Here is a 20546-nt window from a genome sequence, read left to right as displayed (position 1 = left end):
TTTTCTTGGTGGAGAGGACGAGGCGGCCCAGGTCGAACACGTGACTCCTCATGGCGGATTTCAACAAGCTCACCGAAAGGGCGCAAGCGGCGGTCATCGGCGCGCAAAAGATCGCACAGGACCACGGCGCACCCGAGATCGATTCCGAGCACCTGCTGCTCGCGCTGATATCGGATGACGAGGGCGTCCCCGCGGTCGTCCTGCGACAGATGGGCGTCAACGTAGCGTCGCTCACGAACCAGCTTCAGGCGGCGATCGACGCACGCCCGAAGGTCTACGGCGGCGGCGAGCCGCGCATCGGCCGGGAACTGAACGACGTTCTTACGCGCGCCGGCGACGAAGCGATCACGTTCAAAGACGACTATATCTCGACCGAGCATCTGCTGCTCGCCATCGCCGATACGAAAGGCAAGTCGGAGGCGGCCGCGCTCCTCAAGAATGTCGGCGCGACGAAGGACTCAATCCTCAAAGCGCTTGCGACCGTCCGCGGCAGCCAGCGCATCACCGATCAAAATCCGGAAGGCAAGTACCAGGCGCTCGAGCGGTACGGTCGCGATCTCACCCAGCTCGCTCGCCAGAACAAGGTCGATCCGGTCATCGGGCGAGATGACGAGATCCGCCGGGTCATCCAAGTGCTATCGCGGCGCACGAAGAACAATCCGGTACTCATCGGCGAGCCGGGCGTCGGCAAGACCGCGATCGTCGAGGGCCTCGCACTTCGCATCGTTCGCGGCGACGTGCCTGAAGGGCTGCGCGACAGGCGCATCATCGCGCTCGATCTCGGTTCGCTGATCGCCGGCGCGAAATACCGCGGCGAGTTCGAAGACCGGCTCAAGGCCGTCCTCAAAGAGATTGCGCAAAGCCAGGGCGAGATCATCCTCTTCATCGACGAGCTCCACACCGTCGTCGGCGCCGGCGCCGCTGAAGGTGCGATGGACGCGTCGAACATGCTCAAGCCGATGCTCGCGAGAGGCGAGCTGCACACGATCGGTGCGACGACGCTCGACGAATACCGCAAGTATATCGAGAAGGACGCAGCGCTCGAGCGGCGTTTCCAGGTCGTCATGGTGGGCGAGCCGAGCGTCGAGGACACGATCTCGATATTGCGTGGGCTTCGCGAACGTTATGAAGTCCACCATCGGGTGAAGATCAAGGACTCGGCGCTCGTCGCCGCGGCCGTCCTTTCGAACCGCTACATCGCCGATCGCTTCTTGCCTGATAAGGCGATCGATCTCGTCGACGAAGCGGCGAGCAAGCTGCGCATGGAGATGGACTCGATGCCGGTCGAGCTCGACGAGGTCGAGCGGCGCCGCATGCAGCTCGAGATCGAGCGAGTCGCGCTCCAGAAGGAGACGGACGGCGCGTCGAAGCGGCGATTGGCCGATCTCGAGAAAGAGCTCGCCGATCTCAAAGAACAAGCGGATCAGTTGCGCGCCCGGTGGCAGGCGGAGAAGAGCGCCATCGGCGAGGTGAGCGCCATCAAGGCGAAGCTCGAGAACGCCAAGGCCGATCTCCAGCGAGCCAAGGACAGCGTTGACTACGCACGCGCTTCGGAGCTCGAGTATGGCGTCATCCCGGGGCTCCAGAAACAGATGGCGGAGATCGAATCGCGCCTCTCTGCCGACGACAAAGCCGGCAAGATGTTCAAAGAGGAAGTCGACGAGCACGACATCGCCGAGATCGTCGCGCGCTGGACCGGCATTCCGGTGACGAAACTCTTGGAAGGCGACGTCGAGAAGCTCCTCAAGATGGAGGACAGGCTGCACGAACGTGTCGTCGGCCAAAATGAGGCGGTGAAGGCGGTCGCGGCAGCCGTGCGTCGCGCACGTGCCGGACTGCAAGATCCGAACCGGCCGCTCGGCTCGTTCGTCTTCCTCGGTCCGACGGGCGTCGGCAAGACCGAGCTCGCGCGCGCCCTCGCGGCGTTCCTCTTCGACGACGAGCGCGCGATGATCCGCATCGACATGTCCGAATACATGGAGAAGCACGCCGTCGCGCGCATGATCGGAGCGCCGCCCGGCTACGTCGGGTACGAAGAAGGCGGCCAACTGACCGAAGCCGTACGACGCCGGCCGTACTCGGTCGTGCTTTTCGACGAGATCGAAAAAGCGCATCCGGACGTCTTCAACGTCATGCTCCAGATACTCGACGACGGCCGGCTCACCGATGGCCAAGGCCGCATCGTCGACTTCAAGAACACCGTCCTCATCATGACGAGCAATATCGGCTCGTCGGTCATCACCGAGTTCGCGGGCGACGAACAGGCGATCCGCTCGCGCGTCATGGAAGCGATGCAGACGCACTTCCGGCCCGAGTTCCTCAACCGGCTCGACGAGATCATCATCTTCCGCAACCTCACGCTCGAGGACACCAAGCACATCGTCGATATCCAGTTGCGCGGCCTGACCAAACGCATGTCGGAACGCGGTATAACACTCGAGCTGACCGATCAGGCGAAGGCGCTGCTCGCGCACAAAGGCTACGATCCGGTGTACGGAGCGCGACCGCTCAAGCGAGCGTTGCAGAAGGAGATCGTGGATCCGCTCGCATTGCGCATCCTCGGCGGCGAATTCACCGATGGCGATCGGATAATCGCGGATGTCGATCGCGGCGAGCTCGCCTTCCGCAAGGCCGATGCGAAGAAGGTCGACGGCGAGGTGAAGCGCGCCCGGACGGCGCGTTGACGACTGCAAGCAAGAAGAAGGCGGCGGAGCCGAGCAGGGCAGCGACCAACGTAGCCGCGGCCGGCCCTGCCGCGATCTTAAAGCCGCGCCGCCCCGAGCGCGCGCGCCATCCTTGGGTATTCGAAGGCGAAATCGCGTCGCTTCCGGACGAGATCCAAGACGGCCAGCCGGTCCGAGTCCTCGATCATCGCCGCAAGTTCTTCGCGATGGCGTACTGCAACCGCCGATCGAAGATCGTCCTGCGCTTGCTCTACCGCGTCGACGAGCCGGTCGACGCCGCGTGGTGGAAACGGGCGATCGCTGCGTCGGTCGCGCGTCGCGGTGCACTTGCGTCCGGCGATGGCGTGCGTCTCGTCAATGCCGAAGGCGATGGCCTTCCCGGCGTCGTCGTCGATCGCTACGCCGGCTGGCTCTCCATCCAGTTGTCGACGCTCGGCGCTGATGTGATGCGCACCGCGATCGTCGAGTCGCTCGTTTCCGCCTGTTCGCCGACCGGGATATTCGAACGAAGCGATGTACCGGAGCGTTCGCTCGAGGGGCTCGAACCGAAAGCCGGTCCACTTGCCGGCGGCGAGCCGCCCGAGACCGTCGAGATACGCGAGGGCGACGCGCGATTGCTCGTCGACATCGCGCACGGGCAGAAGACCGGGTTGTTCCTCGACCAGCGAGTGAACCGTCGCGCGGCGGCTGCCTACGCCAAGAACCGGCGCGTCGTCAACTGTTTCTCGTACTCCGGCGGTTTCAGCGTCCACGCCGCTCTTGCAGGAGGGGCCGCGGTGACGAGCGTCGACATTTCGGCGCCGGCGTGCGCGCTCGCGCTGCGTAACATGACGCTCAACGGCTTCGCCGAAGCCGACGTCGTCGAGGCGAACTGCTTCGACTGGCTCCGGCACGCCGACGACTCCGGGCAACGCTTCGGGATGGTCATCCTCGATCCGCCGGCATTCGCGCGCGGAAAGTCGACGATCGATTCCGCACTGCGTGGCTACAAGGAGATCAATCTCCGTGCCATTCGGACGCTCGAGCCGGGAGGCATTCTCGTCACATGCTCGTGCTCTCGCCCGATCGGCCTCGATGATTTCGTCGGCATCGTCAAAGCGGCGGGCGACGATGCCGGGCGGGATCTCCAATTGCTTGAAGAGCGGACGCAACCGCCGGACCATCCGGTGCTGCTCGACGCACCCGAGACGTCCTACCTCAAGTGCCTGATCGTGCGCGCGCTCTAGCGACTCTCTAGTCGATCATTCGCGGCTCGTCGGCCGGGTAATCGCCGTGCGGGTGCGCGGACTGCCAGCGGGCCGCGCGCGACGCGAGCCATTCGAAGTTCTCGAAGATGTACGGCCGGTTCTTGCGGCCCAGGGCGATCGTCTCTTTGAGCAATCCCCAATAGAGGCTGACGTTGTACCAATCCGTCTGCAGGTAGATATCCTCGTCGATGAGCCCGCTGCGGACGAACGATCCGACGTGATTGTACATGTCGCACAAGTAGAGCTCGGGGTGGGCGCGGCGGTCGATCGGGATCTCGAGCAAGCCCGAACGAAATGTCGCATCCTTCATCCGCTCCGCAAGGTTGTGGCGGACGAAGTTGACGAGCTCGCGCACCGACGGGTCTTGGAGCATGTCGAACGTGCTCCGTAGACCCGAGAGTTGATTCGCGAGCCGGATGTGGCGCAGCTGACCGAGCGCGATGATCGCCGTCGCGAAGATGACGAGGAACGTGCCGACCGAAGCGACCGCGTTCCACGCTTCGACCGACACGATGCCGGTCAGTTCTTCGTCGCGCTCACGAGCGTGATGGTCGTCCCTTCCGACGAACTCGTGATCGTCACGCTCTTCTGTTCTTTATCGGTCGACTTCCCTTCGACGAACGATCCGACGGATGTCCCTCCCGATGTGCTCTCCATCGTTTGTGCGTCGGCCGGCATGTGCGCCTTATACCAAGCGTAGACTTTGTCGAACGCGTCCGACGTCTTGAGCGAGACGACCGCACCGCTTTCCTGCGCGTTCGAGCCGGACACGGCACCGCCCGAGTCAGTGGTCGCGCCCGGGTAGATCGGGAAACCGAGCTTTGCCGGATCGACCGCGTTCTTACCCGCTGTGATCGTGCCGCCGCTCGCTTGCACCGTCACCGTCTGGTTGTCCCCGGTACCATTGGTCGTGACCGTCGTGCCGTTTCCTTCGACGACTTTGTGGCTCGTGCAGCCGGCAACGGCCGCCATCAGGAAGATCGCGCAGAAGAACTTTCGCATTGTCGTTGCTCCTCACATCGGGGTCGCGTCGTCGTCGGCGAACGCGATGGACCGGAAGGCGTCCACCAGCTCGGCCCGCGGCGCGGTCGTGACGACGCTGAAAACGTACATGACGATTGCGTTGACTGCAAGCGCGACGAGGCCGATGTTAACGCCGAGGATGGCCGACACCTTTGCGACGACACCGTAGATGCAGATGGCGATGCCGGCAGCGATTCCGGCCGCTACACCCACCGCGCTTGCGCGCCGCCACCAGAATGCGGCCGCGAAGCCGGGCACGAATTGCGCCATGCCGTTGTACGCGAGGAGCAGCAACTCGACGAGCGTCGTCTTGAGGAATACCCATAGCACGAGTGCGCCCGCCGCGAGCGCGAGGACGAGGATGCGGACGACGAGCGTTCGCTGCCCTTCCGATCCTCGCCACGAAAACGCATCTTCGATGACGTTCTTCACGAAGAGCCCGCTCGCGCCGAGCAGTTGGACCGAGACCGGCACGAGCGCGGCGAGCGAGCCAGCGCCGGCGATCGCGCCGAGCACCCACGGCGGGTAGAACGTCGCGACGACCGATACGAACGATTGGTCGACATCCGGTCCGCTCAAGCCGGGCCTGACGATGAGCGCCGTGAGGCCTGCGAACACCATGAGCGCCAGCATGACGTTATAGAACGGCAGCCACACGTAGTTGCGGCGCAGCGACCCGGCGCTCTTCGCCGAGTACACGGACATGAGGCTTTGGGGGAATAGGAAGAAGGCGACGCCGTTGAGGACGACGGTCGAGACGAACCACGTGAGGTTGTAGGTCGGATCGCTCGTCGACAGTGTGAGCCATTGCGGTTTGATCGCCTCGACTCGCGCGATGAGGGCGGCGGGTGAACCAAAGAAATGGATCGGAAGCACGACGCCGGCGAAGATGACGCCGGCGAGGACGACCGCGTCCTTGACGATCGCGGTCCATGCCGCGCCCCGTAGACCGGTCGAGAAGACGAAGAGCGCGATGACGAGCACCGCGATGACGACCGCGAGCTGTGCATTGATCGTGCCGTACCCGGCGATGCTCAGAAGCGTCTGAAGGCCGGACAGTTGGAGCGCTATGTAGGGGATGAGGAAGACGAACCCGACGACCGCGACGATCGCGCCGAGCGCCGTGCTCGTGTAGCGCGTGGCGAAGAAATCGCCGATCGTCAGCATGCCATACCGGTTTCCTACCTTCCATGCGAGCGGCATGACGAAGTAGCCGATGACGTACGCGACGGGTCCGTAGCACAGGATGTAGTAGACGGGCGCGCCCCTGCCGTATGCCCAGCCGGCGGCGCCGAGGAACGTGAACGCGGTGTAGATCTCGCCCGCGAGCAAGATCCAAAGCAAAAGCGCGCCGAGCGAGCGGCCGGCGACGAGGAATTCGCCTGGGTTCGACAGCTTGTGCCGGCCGCCGAGCAGACCGACGACGATCGCGCACGCGATGATCGTCGCTGCGACGCCGAGAGCGATGACCGGCGCGCTCAACGTCTGCCCTCGATGAAGCGGTGGACGACCCACATGATCGGCGGCGTCACGACGATCCACGCGATGATCCACGCGAAGATGAACGGCAAACCGAAGACGTGCGGGTCGTCTCGATTGACGAACGGCACCGCGAAGGTCAGCGCGATTGCGGGTATCGCCGCGACTACAAGCGGCAGTCGCGTCCTTCGTGACATGAGCGGGTGTTTTAGGCGCTGTGGCGGGACCTGACCTGCATCCGCTAATCGCTTGTAGCGGTCGAGCTTCAGCTCGACCGGAGACGACTCTGCAATCGCGCGACCGCTACACTTATTCAGCCAGAAAAACGCAAAGCCGCGTGTGGGGACCGCGGCTTTGCTTGTCGTCCACCGCGGCTGCTCGCAGCCGAGGTTTCAACCCTGGTCTAGTGGATCGCCATTCCCCAAGGCTCGCTGAGCCCGGTGCTGGCGCCGGAGATCGCACCGGCCGGTGCGACGTTGCCGTTCGCCGTCTTCGAAAAGACGTCGACCGAGTTGGCGCCGCTGTCGTCGACGAGCAGGACGCCGTCGGCTCGGATGACCGGGATGTACGGCGATGAGAATGTCGTCGCGGCTCCGATGATCTCGCGGTTCGGCGCGACGTTGCCGGTCGCCGACGTCCCATACACGTTCACCGACGGGTTGCCGTAGTTGCCGACGTACAGATTACCGTGTCCGTCTACCGCGACTCCGTACGCGCCGGAGAGCTGCGAGTTGCCGCCGCTGATGTTACGCATCGGCGTCGCCGCGCCGCTCGCACCAGGTGCGTACTCTGCGACGTGATTTGCGCTCTCGTCGGAAACCCACAAGTTGCCTGTTTTGTCGAATGTCAGGTAGCACGTGCGCGTGAAGCCCTGGCCTGAGAGATCGATGGTGCTCGCAGGCGATGCGGCGCCGCTCGCATTCGCCGCGAAGACGAGGACCGTGGCGCTTGCGATCGTCGCCACGTAGATCAAACCGTTCTTGTCGATGGCGACGCCGAGCGGCTCGTTGATGCCGGTGATCTGACGCGTGGGCGCGACGTTCCCAGAAGCGGTGGCGCTGAAGATCGACACCGTGCCTTGAGAGAGGTCGGCGACGTAGATGTTGCCGCTCTTGTCGACCGCGACGCCGTATGGGCAGCCGAGCGTCGTGTTCGAGCCGGAGATCGTGACCGTCGGCGACACGTTGCCGGTCGCCGTCGCGGGGTATTCGGTGATCGAAGAGTTGCCGCAGTTGCCGACGTAGATCGTCTGCTTGACCGCTTGGCCGATCGGCAGCGACAGCAGGTTTGAGACAGCCGAGCAGCCCGACGTCGCGAGCGTGGCGAGCACGACGACGAACAGCAGCGACTTTGAATTGACTCTCATGTACGAAGCCCTCTCATGTGGGTGGAAGGTTTGGTGAAACGCATATGAAGGTGATATCGGCCACGCGACACGTAGCGACCTCAGAACCGCCGCGACTGTGAGCGAAGTCACGCGTTGCTGTAGGCCCGTGTTAAACGTGGGCCTATTGCGCATTCGACGCTTGTCAGACGGTTAAGAAAGGTATGGGGCGACGCCGGCGCCCTGTTGCGCCGCGTCCATGACCATTTCGCTCACGGTCGGATGCGCGTGGATGATCGAGCCAAGCTCGTCTATCGTCAAAGCGTCCGACATCGCGACGCCGATCTCGTGGATGATCTCGACGGCGTGGACGCCGATGATGGTCGCGCCGAGAATGCGGCCGGTCTTCGCGTCGGAAATGATCTGCGCGAAGCCGTCGGGCTCGCCTTCGGCGAGCGCTTTGGCGTCGCCGACGAATCGCGCTTGCCCGATCTTCGTCTCGAAGCCGGCTTCTTTCGCGGTGTCGGCGTTGAGGCCGACCATGGCGATCTCAGGATGCGTGTATATGCACGAAGGCACGACCGTCCGGTCCATCGGCATGACGTGATGCCCGAGCGCGTTCTCAGCGGCGCGATGGCCTTCAGCCGAGCCCTTGTGAGCGAGCTGCAAGCCGCCGATGCAATCGCCGATCCCGTAGATCTTCGGGTTCGCACTGCGCAGATATTCGTCGACGACTATGTGCCCGCGCTCGTCGATGACGACACCGGCGTCTTCGAGCCCGATGCCGCGCGTCTGCGCCTTACGGCCGATCGAGACGAGGAGCGCATCGCCGTCGAGCTCGGTGCCGTCGTCGAGCGAGACGGTAATTCCATCTTTGCGATATTCCTTGACCGCCGCGAGCCGCCGCCCGGCGTGGACTCGCACGCCTTCGGCTTCGAGCAGACGCTGGAAGTACGCCGTCGATTTCGCATCGACAGGAGCAAGGATCCGCGGCAGAAGCTCGATGATCGCGATTTCCGTGCCGAGCGCCGCGAACAAGCTGGCGAACTCGCACCCGATGACGCCGCCGCCGAGGATGATGAGCTTTTTCGGCACACGCTCGAGGAGAAGCACGTCATCCGAGGTGAGGACCGTCGCGTGGTCCATGTCGATGCCGGGCAGTCCGGCCGGCTGCGTGCCGACCGCGACGATGAGGAAATCGTAGGGATGCGGCACGCCGTCCACAGCGACCGCATCGCCCTCGACGATACCGTGTCCGCGCACGACCGTCACCTTCTTGCGTTTGCAAGCCGCTTCGACGCCGCGGCGCTGCTTGAGCACGATCTCGTCTTTGCGAGCCATCATGCGCGCGAAATCGACCTTCGGTTCACCGACGATGATGCCGAATTCTGCGGCCTTGCGGACCTTGCGTAGCACGTCGGCGGACGAGAGCAGTGCCTTGGTAGGGATGCAGCCCCAATTGAGGCAGGTGCCGCCGAGTTCCGCGCGCTCGATCATCGTCACTTGAGCGCCGAGCTGCGCGGCGCGCAGCGCGGCGACGTCGCCGGCAGGGCCGCCGCCGAGCACGATGACTCGTGCGCTCACCGCGCTTCCTCGAGCGCCTTCGACGTCAGAGCCTGTGCGACGATGCGTTCCTGTTCGGCTGCGTGCGCACCGGGATAGCCTTCGGACGGGCTCGCGCGATCCGGCCGCCCGATGTAATCGAAAGCGATGCCTTTGCGCGTCAGCGGCTCGCGAACGCGGCGCGACACGAAGGCGCGCGCGCCCATGTTGCGCGGCTCTTCTTGGACCCAACTGACGCGACGGACGTTCGGATACGCGGTGATCGCCGCGAGCACGTCTTCAAGCGGGAACGGCTCGAGCAGCTCGACGCGCACGATCGCGAGATCCTTCGCGGCTGCGCGTGCCGCGCTCGTCGTGAGGTCGTAGTAGATCTTGCCGGTGCATAGGGCGACGCGTTCGATCTTCTTGCGATCGGCGACCGACGGGTCGTCGATGACCGTCGCGAAGCCGCGGTCGGTCAGATCGCCGATGCTCGATGCGGCGGCCTTGAGCCGAAGCAAGCTCTTCGGCGTCATGACGACGAGCGGACGCGCGCGCGAGGCGAGCGCTTGATCGCGCAAGAGATGGAAGTATTGCGCCGGAGTCGACGTATACGCGACGCGGAAGTTGCCCTCGGCTGCCAGCTGGAGGAAGCGCTCGAGCCTCGCGCTCGAATGCTCGGGTCCCGCACCTTCGTAGCCGTGTGGAAGCAGCAGCGTCAGACGCGACGTCGCACCCCACTTCGCAAAGCCGCCGCTGATGAACTGATCGATGATGATCTGCGCGCCGTTCGCGAAATCGCCGAACTGCGCTTCCCATGCGACGAGCGCGTCCGACGCCGCGGCGCTGTAGCCGTACTCGAAGGCGACGCAGGCGTACTCGGACAGCGGGCTGTTGAAGATCTCGAACGACGCCTTGGCGCCCCCCAGGTGCTGCAGCGGCGTCCACGCGTCGCCGTTGCGTGCGTCGTGGAAGACGAGGTGGCGATGCGAGAACGTGCCTCGCTCGGTATCTTGACCGGTGAGCCTCACCGCCGTGCCGCCCGTGACGAGCGATGCGAAAGCGAGCGCTTCGGCGTGTGCCCAATCGATCTCACCGCCGGCCGTCAGCGATTTCTTTCGCCGCTCCATCTGACGCGCGAGTTTCGGATGGATCGTGAAGCCGTCGGGAACGGCGAGCAAACCTGCGTCGAGCGTCTTCAGCGCATCCGCGCTCAGTCGCGTATCCGGCGCGGCAGCGGCAGCGGCGCCGTTCGGCGCCTTCGTCACCGGCTGCGAGCGGCTCGTGTCGTTCGCCTGCGCCTTGGCGTTGCGATGCGCCTGCGCGACGCGTTCGGTCGCGGCATCAAGGCGCTGCTGCACCTCGGCCTCGGTCACCGCGCCTTCCGCGACGAGCTGTCGGGCGAAGATCTCGCGGACCGTCGGGTGTTTAGCGATCGTCTCGTACATCTGAGGCTGCGTGTACGCCGGCTCGTCCGCTTCGTTGTGGCCGAAGCGGCGGTAGCCGATGAGATCGATGACGACGTCCCGACCGAATTCCTCGCGATACCCGACTGCGAGGCGGATCGCGGCGATGCATGCCTCGATGTCGTCCGCGTTGACGTGGACGACCGGCACCTCGAAGCCCTTCGCTAGATCGCTCGCGTAGCGCGTCGAGCGCCCTTCTTCGGGCGTCGTGGTGAAACCGATCTGGTTGTTCGCGATGATGTGGATCGTGCCGCCCGTCGTATAGCCTGCGAGCGCCGAAAGGTTGAGGGTCTCGGCGACCGTTCCTTGTGCGGAGAACGCGGCATCGCCATGGACGAGCACGGCGACCGCCCGATGCGTATCGAGCGTCGCGATGTTCTTCGAGCGATCGGTCTGCGCCGCACGCGTCTTGCCCTCGACGACGCCGTCGACCGCTTCGAGATGGCTCGGATTGTTCGCGAGCGTTACGAGGATCTGCTTGCCGTCGGCCGAGCGATACGTCCCCGACGCACCCTTATGGTACTTGACGTCGCCGGTGACGTCGCCTTCGCCTTGGACGCCTCGCGCTTCGGCCTGCTCGAACTCGAGCAGCACCTCTTCGTATGGGCGGTCGACGACATGCGTGATGACCGATAGCCGGCCGCGATGTGCCATGCCGATGTCGACTTCACCGACGCCATCGGCGCCGAGCAGATCGAGCAACTCCTCGAGCATCGGGACCATCGCATCGAGGCCTTCGATAGAAAAAGTCTTCTGCCCGAGGAACGCCTTGCGGAGGTAACGCTCGAACGCTTCGACGCGGCTGAGCCGCTCGACGAGCCGCAGGCGGTGCTCCTTCGACACCGGCGCAAGATGCGCGCCGGATTCTATCTGTTTGCGGAGCCACGAGCGCTGCGCGTGCTCCGTGATGTGCTCGATCTCATAGGCGATCGTCGAGCAGTAGATCGATCGCAGCCGTTCGAGGACCTCGGCGAGGTTGTTGCCGGGCGTGTAGACGCGCAGCGCACCCGCCGGTACCGCCTTCATGAGTTCCGGCGTGAGATCGAGCGTCGCGGGGTCGAGCGCGGGATCCGTCGGATGACGGACATCGAGCGGGTCGAGTCGTGCGATGATGTGTCCGTGGTTGCGATAGCGCGACACGAGCGACGCACCGGCTGCGGCGGCGCGCATGAGATCGAAGTCGGCGACGGATGTCGCGCTCTTGCGTGCGTCGGCGGCCGGCGTCGCGGTGGCGAGCGCCATCGGCGAACTCAAACCGAGATCGCGGAAGACGGTGTCGTAGAAATCGCCGCCGCCTGCGAGGAGCTGCTCGATGCGTCGCAGGAACTCGCCGCTCTCCGCGCCTTGGATGACGCGGTGATCGTACGTGCTCGTCAAGGTCATCACTTTGGCGACGCCGATGCTCTTGAGCGTCGCTTCGGGAGCGCCGCCGAGACCCGGCGGATATCCGATCGCTCCCGCGGCGACGATTGTGCCTTGCCCCGGCATCAACCGCGGCACCGACGCGACGGTTCCGATACCGCCCGGATTCGTGAGCGTCATGGTCGCGCCGGCGACCTCGGGCGGCGTCAGCGTGTTCGTGCGCGCTTTGGCGACGAGCGTTTCGTACGTCGCGTGGAAGGTCTTGAAATCGAGCGCCGCAGCGTCGTGGATGACCGGTACGATGAGAAAGCGGCTGCCATCTTTGCGTTGCATGTCGACGGCGATGCCGAGGTGGACGCCGCGCGTCACGCGCTCGGGACCGGCTTCGCCGCGACGGAACGACGTCGCCATCGACGGCACGTCGCCGGCAGCCTTGACGATCGCGAACGCGATGAGGTGCGTGAACGATATCTTCTCGGCTCTTCGCTGCGCGGCGAGCGCCGAGTTGAGCTCGCGCCGGCGAGCGTCCATCACGTCGACCGCGAACGAGCGGAAGCTCGTCGCCGTCGGAATGGAGAGGCTCTGCTCCATGTACGATGCGAGCGATGCGGCGGGGCCTTTGAGCGGCGTCAGCGTCGCGTCGGCAGGTGCGGGTGGGATCGGCGCCGTCGCGCGACCATCAGCGGCGGTCGCGACGTCGTCTCGCCTGAGCGCACCGCCTGGACCCGTACCGGTCGCACCGCTCACATCGACACCCTTGACGTATGCGAGCCGCTTGGCGAGCGGTGAGGCGCTTTCCGGAACGACGATCGCCTCCGCGGCACGCTCGGATTGAGCGGCGGGCGCTGTTGGGGCCGCAGCCGGCGCGGCCGACGGCGGCTTGTGCACGTCGGCTGCGTTTCCGGCGCTCGACGTATCGATTTCGGCGAGAAGCGCCCCGACCGGCACCGTCGCTCCGTCGGCGACGACGATCCGCGCGAGCGTGCCCGATGCGGGTGCGGGAACCTCGACGTCGACCTTATCGGTCGTGACGTCGACGAGCGGCTCGCCCTCGGCGATGCGATCGCCCACGGCCTTGCGCCAGCCCGTCACCGAACCTTCGCTGACGGACTCACCCATCTCGGGAAGGACGACCTGTACTGTACTGTCGGGCACGCGCGAACCTCGATGACGCACGAAATCGTGCGGCTCGATGGCTTCCGCGCTCGGCACTGACCGCCCTGGCTGGGGGACGACGCGCGGCTACTTAACGCACGAGCGACGTCTACAGACGCGCGCGCAGCGAACGCATCCACGCCGTCATCTGCGGGTTGACGTGATCGGCGTCCGAGTCGTCGCCTTTCGGTTCCGGCGTCGTGTAGAGGACGACGACGTAGGTCTTGCCTTGCGCGGTCTTGAGGATGCCGGCGTCGTGCGAAAGATCCGACGTCTCGCCGGTCTTGTGCATGAAGACATCTCCCTCGTGCAAGGCCGGCACGAGTTTGTCGTTGTGCACGCAGCGGCGCAATATCTCGCGCTGCCGCGCGGAAGCGGGTACGGCATCGGTAGCGATGAGCGTCAACAAGGCGCCGATCTCGCGCGGCGGCAGGCGATTGCGGCCGGTCATCTCACTGTCGACGATCAGCGGTTCCGATCCCGACAGCTTTCGTCCGAGAAAAAACGTCGGCAAGCCGAGCTCGTGCATGTACGCCGTGACGCGTTCGCGGCGCAGCACGTCGAAGAGCTGGTTCGTCGCTACGTTGTCGGAGTGCGTGATCATGCGCTCGACGAGGCCGCCCACCGTCGCGTTCGCGCCCGCAGGAAACGGCGACTGCCCCCAGGTCGTCGTCTGATTCGATTGTGTGACGGTGACGACGTCGTCAAGGCGAAGCTCGCCGGCCTCGGCTTGGCGGAACGCCTCTGCCATGATCGGCACTTTGATGACGCTCGCGGGATAGATGACCTCGTCGGCGCGATACGCGCCAAAACGCATGGCATCAAGATCCGCCACGTACGCGTACCCGACTTTCGCGAGCGCGGACTCTTCGAGCGCGTCGAGAATCGCGCGCTCGAGCTCTGCGTCGTGGACCACCTGCGGTCGCTTCTCAGACATCACGATTTCTTCGCCGTCCAAGCGACGGCGTCGAAGGTGTCGTCGAAGACGAGGCCGAGATGGACCCACAGCACTTTCGTATTCCACTGGACGTGCGCGGTGTAGTGCTGGACGCCCGGGAGACCGGTCGTCATGTCGAATTCCGCCGTGCCGGTCAACGCCATGTCAGCGGTCTTGAAACCTTTTGCAGCGAGGTCGGGCGCCACGTCGACCCTGCCGGCGCCCTTGACAGCGATGACGGCGATCCGATGACCCTGGCGGACATCGACCTTCTCGAGCGTGTCGGTGTACGTCATCGAGCCGTGACCGAGATCGCGATCGACGAGGATGCTTCGCGTGAGTGTCCACGACTGTCCGACAGCGACCGGCGTTGAAGGGAACTCGCACAGAGCGCCTGCGCCGGCGTCGTAGAGCGGCTCGTCGGCCGGCGTACGTCGACCGTTCGGCGCGATCGTTCCTTTATATGTGCTCGCGCGCTTCATGATCGACGTGTCCTTGCTCTGGAGGCCGCCGTAGTGCCGGACGTCGACCGTCGATCCGTCGACGCCGCCGCCCTGACCGGCGTTGAAGTCGGTCGTGCGGTCCTCGAGTATGGTGACGGGATCGGCCTTCGAGCCGGCGAGCTTCTTGTAGATGCCGGCCAAGTCGTTCGCGATGACGTGCGTCATGTGCACTTCTTCAGTGTAGTGCGTCGACGGGTCGACGCGCCACGCGAGCGTCGTCGCCGCTGCGAGGCCCGGCGCCGGCGCGGAAGAAGAAGAGGGAACCGGCGAAGGCGAGGGAGCGGCCGCCCGTGCGGCGGCAGCGCATGCGATAAGCGCGCACAAAAGCGGCGGTGCGTGTCGGATATAAGGCATCGGGTGTTCCTGACGAGAAATCGGCGCATCGATGCGCACGCCGTTCGTTCTCCTGTTAGCCGCTTCGGTCATGCTCGCAGGTGCCGCGTTTCCACAACCTGCGGGTTGGCCCGCCGTCACGGTCGTCTCAGACACGTCGGAGCCGCTCGGGCCGGGCGTGACGTACGAACGGTGGGCGTTGACGACGGCGGCCGGTCCGATCGTCGTCTACCTCACAACGGTCGATCTTCGCGACCCGCACGTGGCGCTCGTCGTAGCGACGCACCACGACGTCATCGCCGGCGCCGACGAGGCGCTGACGTCGATGACGGATCGCGCACGCGCCGAAGCCGCGATCAACGCCGACTATTTCGACATCGGCGGCTCGGGGGCGCCGCTCAACGTCCTCGCGACCGGCGGCCGCTTCTTGCACCAGCCGGATGGTGCCGCGGCACTCGTCGTCGGTCAGGATGGGCGAGTGACTCTTGGGGCGGTGACGCTGCAAGCGACGCTCACCGACGCCGCGGGCTCATCGCTGACCGTGAACGCCGTCAACGATTGGGGCGTCAACGATGGTCTGTCGCTCATCACGCCGGAATTCGGGGCTGACGCGGGTTCCGATGTCGAGATCGTGTTGGCGCCGAATGGACCGTCGTCGTACAAGGTCGTCGCCGCCGTCTTCGGCGCGTCGCACCTGTTGCCGCTGTCGCAAGGACAGTTCGGTCTTGTCGCGCGCGGCGCCGAACAGGTAGGACGGTTGTCACCGTTCGCGCCGGGCGATTCCGTCTCGCTTGCGTTTGCCACGACGCCTTCGTCGATCGTGTCGGCTGTCGGGGGCGGCCCGCTCTTGCTGCGCGGCGGTTCGGCCGTGGTCGACGCGTCCGCGCCGGCCCCGCAAGAAGCGAACGTCCGCTACCCGGTCACCGGCGCGGGCGTGTCGGCCGACGGATCGACGCTGCGCCTCGTCGCAGTCGACGGCCGGGCTCCGGCGAGATCGATCGGTATAACGCGACCGATGCTCGGAGCGTTGCTCGCAGCGCTCGGCGCAAGCGACGCCATGGCATTCGACAGCGGCGGCTCGACCGAGATGGCGATACGCCACCTCGGCGACACGGTGTCGTCGGTCGCGAACGTGCCGTCCGACGGGCGCGAGCGATTGATCGCCGACGCGCTGCTCGTCATCAATACCGCAACGCCCGGACCTGTGGCCCAAGCGCTCGTCCGCACGGACGGCGCCCGGAGCGCGGTGCTTTCGGGCAGTCACCTGCGGTTGTCCGCTGCCGCCGTCGACGCGGGACTGCAACCCGTCGCCGTGCCGGAGAGGTCTGCGAGCTTTACGTCGGACACGCCCGCGATCGCGACGGTCGATGCCGACGGGATGCTCAGCGCGATAGCGCCGGGGCGTGTCGAGGTGAGCGCGCGTATAGGGACCATAGCGTCGTCGCAGCAGCCGATCGACGTGGTCGCGGCGCCCGACGCCGTCGCGATAACCGGGTACGACCGCGTGGTCGAAGCCGGCTCTGCGGTACGCCTTTCTGTCGTCGCGACGCTCAAGGATGGCCGGACTGTCGCCGTCGACCCGAATGCGATTTCGTGGACATCGTCGGGCGACGGCAAAGTCGCCGCTGACGGCACGTTCACCGGCGGCGCCGCGGCGGGCGTCGCGAGCGTGACGGCACGCGTCGGGGCGACCGGTGCGACGTTGCCCCTGCTCGTCGGCGAGCATTCCGTCATGCTCGACGCGCTCATCGATCCGAAGTCGCCGATCGCGTGGCAGTTCTCGTCGAGCCCGCAAAGCGTCGGCGGAGGCGTCGATCGTGCGTTTGCCCCGGATCGATCTTCAGGGCTGCATCTCACGTACGTATTCACGCAAGGCGGCGCGACGAGAGCGGCCTATGCGAATGCCGTGCTGCCGGTACCGGGTCAACCGCTCGCGTTCTCCGTCGACGTGTACGGCGACGCCGAGGGCGAGTGGTTGCGCGGCGGCTATCGAAACGCGGATGGCATCGTCGATTCGCTGACGCTCGCGCGACGCGTCGACTGGAGCGGATGGAAGACGATCCGCGTCGACGTGCCCGCGACCGCGCGCTGGCCCATCGTCTGGACGCGCTTCTATGCGGTCGAGACGCGCGCCGACGCGCTCGAAGCGGGCGATCTTTGGTTCAGGAACTTCGCGGCTATCGAGGCGGGTCCGGCCGCGGCGCCGAGTCCGTCGCCGGCGCCGTCACCGTCGTCTTGATCGCGACGGTCTCCGTCTCGAGAAATCCGATCGTCTTATCCCGGACCGTTCGGATGAGTCGATTGTGGACGGTGTACCACTCGCTCGTCATCGTTCCAGCGGTCCGGTCGTAGCGCGCCGTACCAGAGATCCCGATCGCACCCGGCAGAAGCCGCGGCAAGTTGTACTCCATGCCGCTGATGACGCCCGAGCCTTTGATCGCGACGTCGACGAAACGGCCGTCGACCTTGACGACCGTGTGATCGATGGTCGCCGTGCCGCTGCCGAGCGTCGTGATGACGGGCAGCCGCGTGCGCCACGTCTGGCCGACGCATACGCGACCGGACGGAAGGTCGACCATCCCAGCCTCTTCGATATCGAGGACGCTCGCAGGCACCGCCGTGTTGCGCGGCGTCACCGTCGTCGAGATCTGATCGACCTCATTCGTCGTGCGATGGCGCGGCACGTCGGTCGCCGTCTCTTGCAGCGAGCCCCGAAGATTCATGAGATGATGCGGCGCCTGCGTCACGGTCGTCTCGGCGACGAGCGTCGTGCGCTTGTCTTCGTCGATGACGACGCCGCCGCGCCGGAACGACTCGAGTTTGTCGGGCGGCAGTACCCAGTTGACATGATCGTCGTAATGCGATCGCTCGACGACACGAGAGCCGGCGTGAAGGTCAAGGACGAGCGCAATAGCGCAGGCCGTCAGAAGCATATAGAGACAATATCGACATCTGCGGGAATTCGCCTGGCGCGACGCGCAACACGACCGCGATGGAACGGCCCGGCCGAAACGACTTATGTCCTTGTGGGAGTGGACGCAAGTACAAGCGCTGCTGCCTGCCGCACGAGACCGAGCGCCGGAAATTCGCCGTCTTGCTCGAATCGACGGCCCTGCCGCTCTTGACGCGCCTCGCTCGCTTCGCGGAATCGGCTGCGGAAGGCGGCCTCGAGACGGTCGCGCGAGACGAGTTCCCGTTTTGGAAGGGCCGGCTCGATAAAGCGCAAGGGGCGCGGGTCGTCGATTTTCTCATGTTCGACTACCGGCCTCGACATTTCGGGCGGCGCACCGTCGAGCAATTCGCCGTCGAGGTCGCGTCCGGACTCGATCCGGTCGCGCAAGAGATGCTCTCCGCTTGGGTCGATGCGCCGCGCTCGCTCGTGCGGACCGACGAGTGGTCCGGCGGATTCACGACGTGCATCGACATCCTCGATGAAAGCGCGGCACCGTTCGACGTCTTCGACGTCCAAGTCGAATGGAGGCCGGCGCCTCGCGAAGCTGCCGCGCTGCGACCGCTTGCGGTCGGCGGTCTTTTCATCTGCGCGGGGCGACCGATCGGATTCCCGGGCAGGTCGCCATCGGATGTCGCCGACGCGATGCGCCGTCGTCATCTCGACTACGTGCGCACGCAGCGCATCGTCAGTCTCGTCGATTTTTTGAGAGCGAGTCCGAAGGCGATCGACGAGGAAGCCGCTCGACCACCCGCGACCTCCACGATCGTGCTTCCAGGTGCCTGAGCAGCCATCTCATCGGCTTTACCCCGATGGCTCGCGGCCTTCGGCCGCGGGAACGAATTGGACCGTGACGTCACCGCACGCCGCCGCGACGAGCGCCGGCGCGTCGGTGCTTGACGCCGGCGGCACGGCCGCCGATGCCGCCGTCGCGGTCGGCTCGACGCTGAGCGTCGTCTATCCGCACATGACAGGGATCGGCGGGGATCTTTTCGCGTTGTATTTCGACGCAGCGTCGAGCCGTGTCTACGCCTACGACGGGTCGGGCGCCGCGGGCGCTCTGGCGACACACGAATTCTACGAGCGATCGGGTTTTGCGGCGATACCCGAGCGAGGACCGGCGGCGGCGCTCACCGTTCCTGGCGCCGTCGACGCGTGGTTCGCGCTGCGCGAACGCTTCGGCTCCATGGAGATGTCACGTCTCGTAGCATCGGGCGTCCGGCTCGCGCGCGACGGTGCGCCGGTCGCACGCAGTGTGGCGCGAGCGCTGTTCGAGGAACGCGAACTTCTCGATGGCGATGAAGGCGCGCGTGCGGTATACGGTTCAGGCAGATCCGCGACTGCGTTGCTCGTGCAGCCTGCGCTCGCGCGGACGCTCGAGAATATCGGATCGCGCGGCCGGCATTGGTTCTATGAAGGTGAGGCCGCCGCGGCGATTGAGGGCTACTGCGCGCGCATCGGCAGTCCGCTGCGCGCACCGGATCTCGCCGCGCATCGCGGCGCCTGGGTCGAGCCTATACGGACCGGCTTCTTCGGATACGATTCGCTGACGACCGCACCGCCGAGCCAAGGCCTCGCGCTGCTCATCGCGCAGTCGATCTATGAAGCGTTCCCCGGAGCGTCTTCGGTCGATGACGTTTCCGCTTCATTCGTCCACGCGGCGGTCGAGGCGACGCGCTTCGCGTATGCCGACCGCGACGCGCACGTGTGCGATCCGAGTTACCGCCCGGCGCCGATCGAACGTCTCCTCGCGCGCGACCGCATCCGAGAGCTCGCATCGCGGATAGATCCGGACCGTGCGGCCGACCATCTGCCGAGCGGCGTCGCCGATCTCGGCGGCACGACCTACTTCGCATGCGTCGACGCGCGCGGCGACGCCGTGTCGGTCATCCAGTCGATCTATCAGCACTTCGGATCGTGCGTCGTCGTACCCGAGCTGGGGATCGCGTTGCACAATCGCGGCTGTTGGTTCACGCTCGACGAGGGCCGGCCGCGTTCGCTTGCACCCGGACGCCGTCCGTTCCACACGCTCATCGCGAACATGTTGCTGCAGGACGGCATGCCACACGTCGTCTACGGTTCGATGGGCGGCGATGCACAGCCGCAAACCGGTCTGTCGCTTTCGATACGCATCGGCGAACGCGGCATGGAGCCGCAAGCCGCGATCGAGCGTCCGCGCTGGCGCTGGTCGAGCGGCACCGATCCCGCGCTCGTGATCGAGCGCCGGGCCGGCGCTGCCTGCATCGAGGGTCTTCGCGCGCGCGGTCATCGCGTCGGCGTCACCGACGATTGGGATGAAGCGCTGGGCCATGCCGGCGCGATCGTCATCGATCGCAGCCGCGGCATGATCCTCGCCGGAACCGATCCTCGAAGCGACGGCCTCGCCCTCGCGGGATAGCTAGGGAGCGGTCGAGATTTATCGGGTCTTCGGGAATTGTGGTGGCTCGGGAGAAGTATCCCCGAGCCGCTTCGTTGTACCCCGAGGCATGCGTGATCGAGATTTTCAAGCGACGATTTTAGGCATCCAGCAGCCGTGGGTCG

The 20546-nt window shown here is 65.6% G+C and carries 15 protein-coding genes; 5 read left to right on the top strand and 10 right to left on the bottom strand.

Translation table 11 applies throughout. The annotated features are described in order from the left end of the window. The first annotated feature begins 50 nt into the window (after positions 1 to 50). Together clpB and VFO25_12245 are read left to right on the top strand one after the other, a co-directional pair. The gene (gene clpB, locus VFO25_12250) at positions 51 to 2684 is read left to right on the top strand and encodes an ATP-dependent chaperone ClpB (protein ID HET9343675.1); all 2634 of its coding nucleotides are present in this window, start codon (positions 51 to 53) and stop codon (positions 2682 to 2684) included. Next, positions 2681 to 3910, top strand: coding sequence for a class I SAM-dependent rRNA methyltransferase (locus VFO25_12245; protein ID HET9343674.1), 1230 nt, complete (start codon positions 2681 to 2683; stop codon positions 3908 to 3910). Before clpB ends, VFO25_12245 begins: the two co-directional genes overlap by 4 nt. Before the next feature lie 7 nt (positions 3911 to 3917). Here the strand turns inward: VFO25_12245 and VFO25_12240 are convergent, their stop codons facing one another. The 9 genes from VFO25_12240 to VFO25_12200 form a co-directional block, all read right to left on the bottom strand. Continuing rightward, positions 3918 to 4442, bottom strand: a complete 525-nt coding sequence (locus VFO25_12240) for a hypothetical protein (protein HET9343673.1) — start codon at positions 4440 to 4442, stop codon at positions 3918 to 3920. 8 nt (positions 4443 to 4450) lie between these two features. Beyond that, positions 4451 to 4933 carry a hypothetical protein gene (locus VFO25_12235; protein ID HET9343672.1) on the bottom strand — a complete coding sequence of 161 codons (483 nt, stop codon included), beginning with the start codon at positions 4931 to 4933 and terminating at the stop codon, positions 4451 to 4453. A gap of 12 nt (positions 4934 to 4945) precedes the next feature. Next, positions 4946 to 6436: a sodium:solute symporter family protein gene (locus tag VFO25_12230; protein HET9343671.1), complete on the bottom strand. Its 1491-nt coding sequence runs from the start codon at positions 6434 to 6436 to the stop codon at positions 4946 to 4948. Then, complete coding sequence (locus VFO25_12225) at positions 6433 to 6630, bottom strand: DUF3311 domain-containing protein (protein ID HET9343670.1); 198 nt, start codon at positions 6628 to 6630, stop codon at positions 6433 to 6435. Before VFO25_12225 ends, VFO25_12230 begins: the two co-directional genes overlap by 4 nt. A gap of 206 nt (positions 6631 to 6836) precedes the next feature. Continuing rightward, on the bottom strand, positions 6837 to 7799 hold the full coding sequence (locus tag VFO25_12220; GenBank protein HET9343669.1) for an NHL repeat-containing protein: 963 nt from the start codon (positions 7797 to 7799) through the stop codon (positions 6837 to 6839). 171 nt (positions 7800 to 7970) lie between these two features. Next, entirely contained in the window at positions 7971 to 9341 is a 1371-nt protein-coding gene (gene lpdA / locus VFO25_12215) for a dihydrolipoyl dehydrogenase (GenBank protein HET9343668.1), read from the bottom strand. Then, positions 9338 to 13282 (bottom strand): multifunctional oxoglutarate decarboxylase/oxoglutarate dehydrogenase thiamine pyrophosphate-binding subunit/dihydrolipoyllysine-residue succinyltransferase subunit, encoded by a 3945-nt coding sequence (locus VFO25_12210; GenBank protein HET9343667.1) that lies wholly within the window; start codon positions 13280 to 13282, stop codon positions 9338 to 9340. The genes lpdA and VFO25_12210 overlap by 4 nt, the downstream gene beginning before the upstream one ends. Before the next feature lie 109 nt (positions 13283 to 13391). Beyond that, positions 13392 to 14219, bottom strand: a complete 828-nt coding sequence (locus VFO25_12205; GenBank protein HET9343666.1) for a serine hydrolase — start codon at positions 14217 to 14219, stop codon at positions 13392 to 13394. Beyond that, positions 14219 to 15076 carry a hypothetical protein gene (locus VFO25_12200; GenBank protein HET9343665.1) on the bottom strand — a complete coding sequence of 286 codons (858 nt, stop codon included), beginning with the start codon at positions 15074 to 15076 and terminating at the stop codon, positions 14219 to 14221. Before VFO25_12200 ends, VFO25_12205 begins: the two co-directional genes overlap by 1 nt. A 31-nt stretch (positions 15077 to 15107) precedes the next feature. Between VFO25_12200 and VFO25_12195 the strand changes: the two genes are divergently transcribed. Beyond that, positions 15108 to 17294, top strand: a complete 2187-nt coding sequence (locus VFO25_12195) for a phosphodiester glycosidase family protein (protein ID HET9343664.1) — start codon at positions 15108 to 15110, stop codon at positions 17292 to 17294. Here VFO25_12195 and VFO25_12190 read toward each other — a convergent pair. Beyond that, positions 17233 to 17988, bottom strand: a complete 756-nt coding sequence (locus VFO25_12190; protein ID HET9343663.1) for a hypothetical protein — start codon at positions 17986 to 17988, stop codon at positions 17233 to 17235. The genes VFO25_12195 and VFO25_12190 overlap by 62 nt on opposite strands. Before the next feature lie 161 nt (positions 17989 to 18149). On the opposite strand from VFO25_12190, the gene VFO25_12185 reads away from it, so the two are divergent. Beyond that, positions 18150 to 18791, top strand: coding sequence for a hypothetical protein (locus tag VFO25_12185; protein HET9343662.1), 642 nt, complete (start codon positions 18150 to 18152; stop codon positions 18789 to 18791). A 64-nt stretch (positions 18792 to 18855) separates the two neighbouring features. After that, positions 18856 to 20403 carry a gamma-glutamyltransferase family protein gene (locus tag VFO25_12180; GenBank protein HET9343661.1) on the top strand — a complete coding sequence of 516 codons (1548 nt, stop codon included), beginning with the start codon at positions 18856 to 18858 and terminating at the stop codon, positions 20401 to 20403. Positions 20404 to 20546: the final 143 nt, after the last annotated feature.

It is taken from the genome of Candidatus Eremiobacteraceae bacterium (assembly GCA_035710745.1).
In the GTDB taxonomy this organism is placed as follows: domain Bacteria; phylum Vulcanimicrobiota; class Vulcanimicrobiia; order Eremiobacterales; family Eremiobacteraceae; genus JANWLL01.
Note: the sequence above shows the minus strand (reverse complement) of the source record. Positions and strands in the feature narration are given on the sequence as shown.

Bases quoted from the DNA above. Each gene is read 5' to 3' on its own strand.
- VFO25_12190 (HET9343663.1), bottom strand. From the start codon at position 17,988: ATGCTTCTGACGGCCTGCGCTATTGCGCTCGTCCTTGACCTTCACGCC.
- VFO25_12235 (HET9343672.1), bottom strand. From the start codon at position 4,933: ATGCGAAAGTTCTTCTGCGCGATCTTCCTGATGGCGGCCGTTGCCGGC.
- clpB (HET9343675.1), top strand. From the start codon at position 51: ATGGCGGATTTCAACAAGCTCACCGAAAGGGCGCAAGCGGCGGTCATC.
- VFO25_12225 (HET9343670.1), bottom strand. From the start codon at position 6,630: ATGTCACGAAGGACGCGACTGCCGCTTGTAGTCGCGGCGATACCCGCA.
- VFO25_12220 (HET9343669.1), bottom strand. From the start codon at position 7,799: ATGAGAGTCAATTCAAAGTCGCTGCTGTTCGTCGTCGTGCTCGCCACG.
- VFO25_12205 (HET9343666.1), bottom strand. From the start codon at position 14,219: ATGTCTGAGAAGCGACCGCAGGTGGTCCACGACGCAGAGCTCGAGCGC.
- VFO25_12200 (HET9343665.1), bottom strand. From the start codon at position 15,076: ATGCCTTATATCCGACACGCACCGCCGCTTTTGTGCGCGCTTATCGCA.
- VFO25_12195 (HET9343664.1), top strand. From the start codon at position 15,108: ATGCGCACGCCGTTCGTTCTCCTGTTAGCCGCTTCGGTCATGCTCGCA.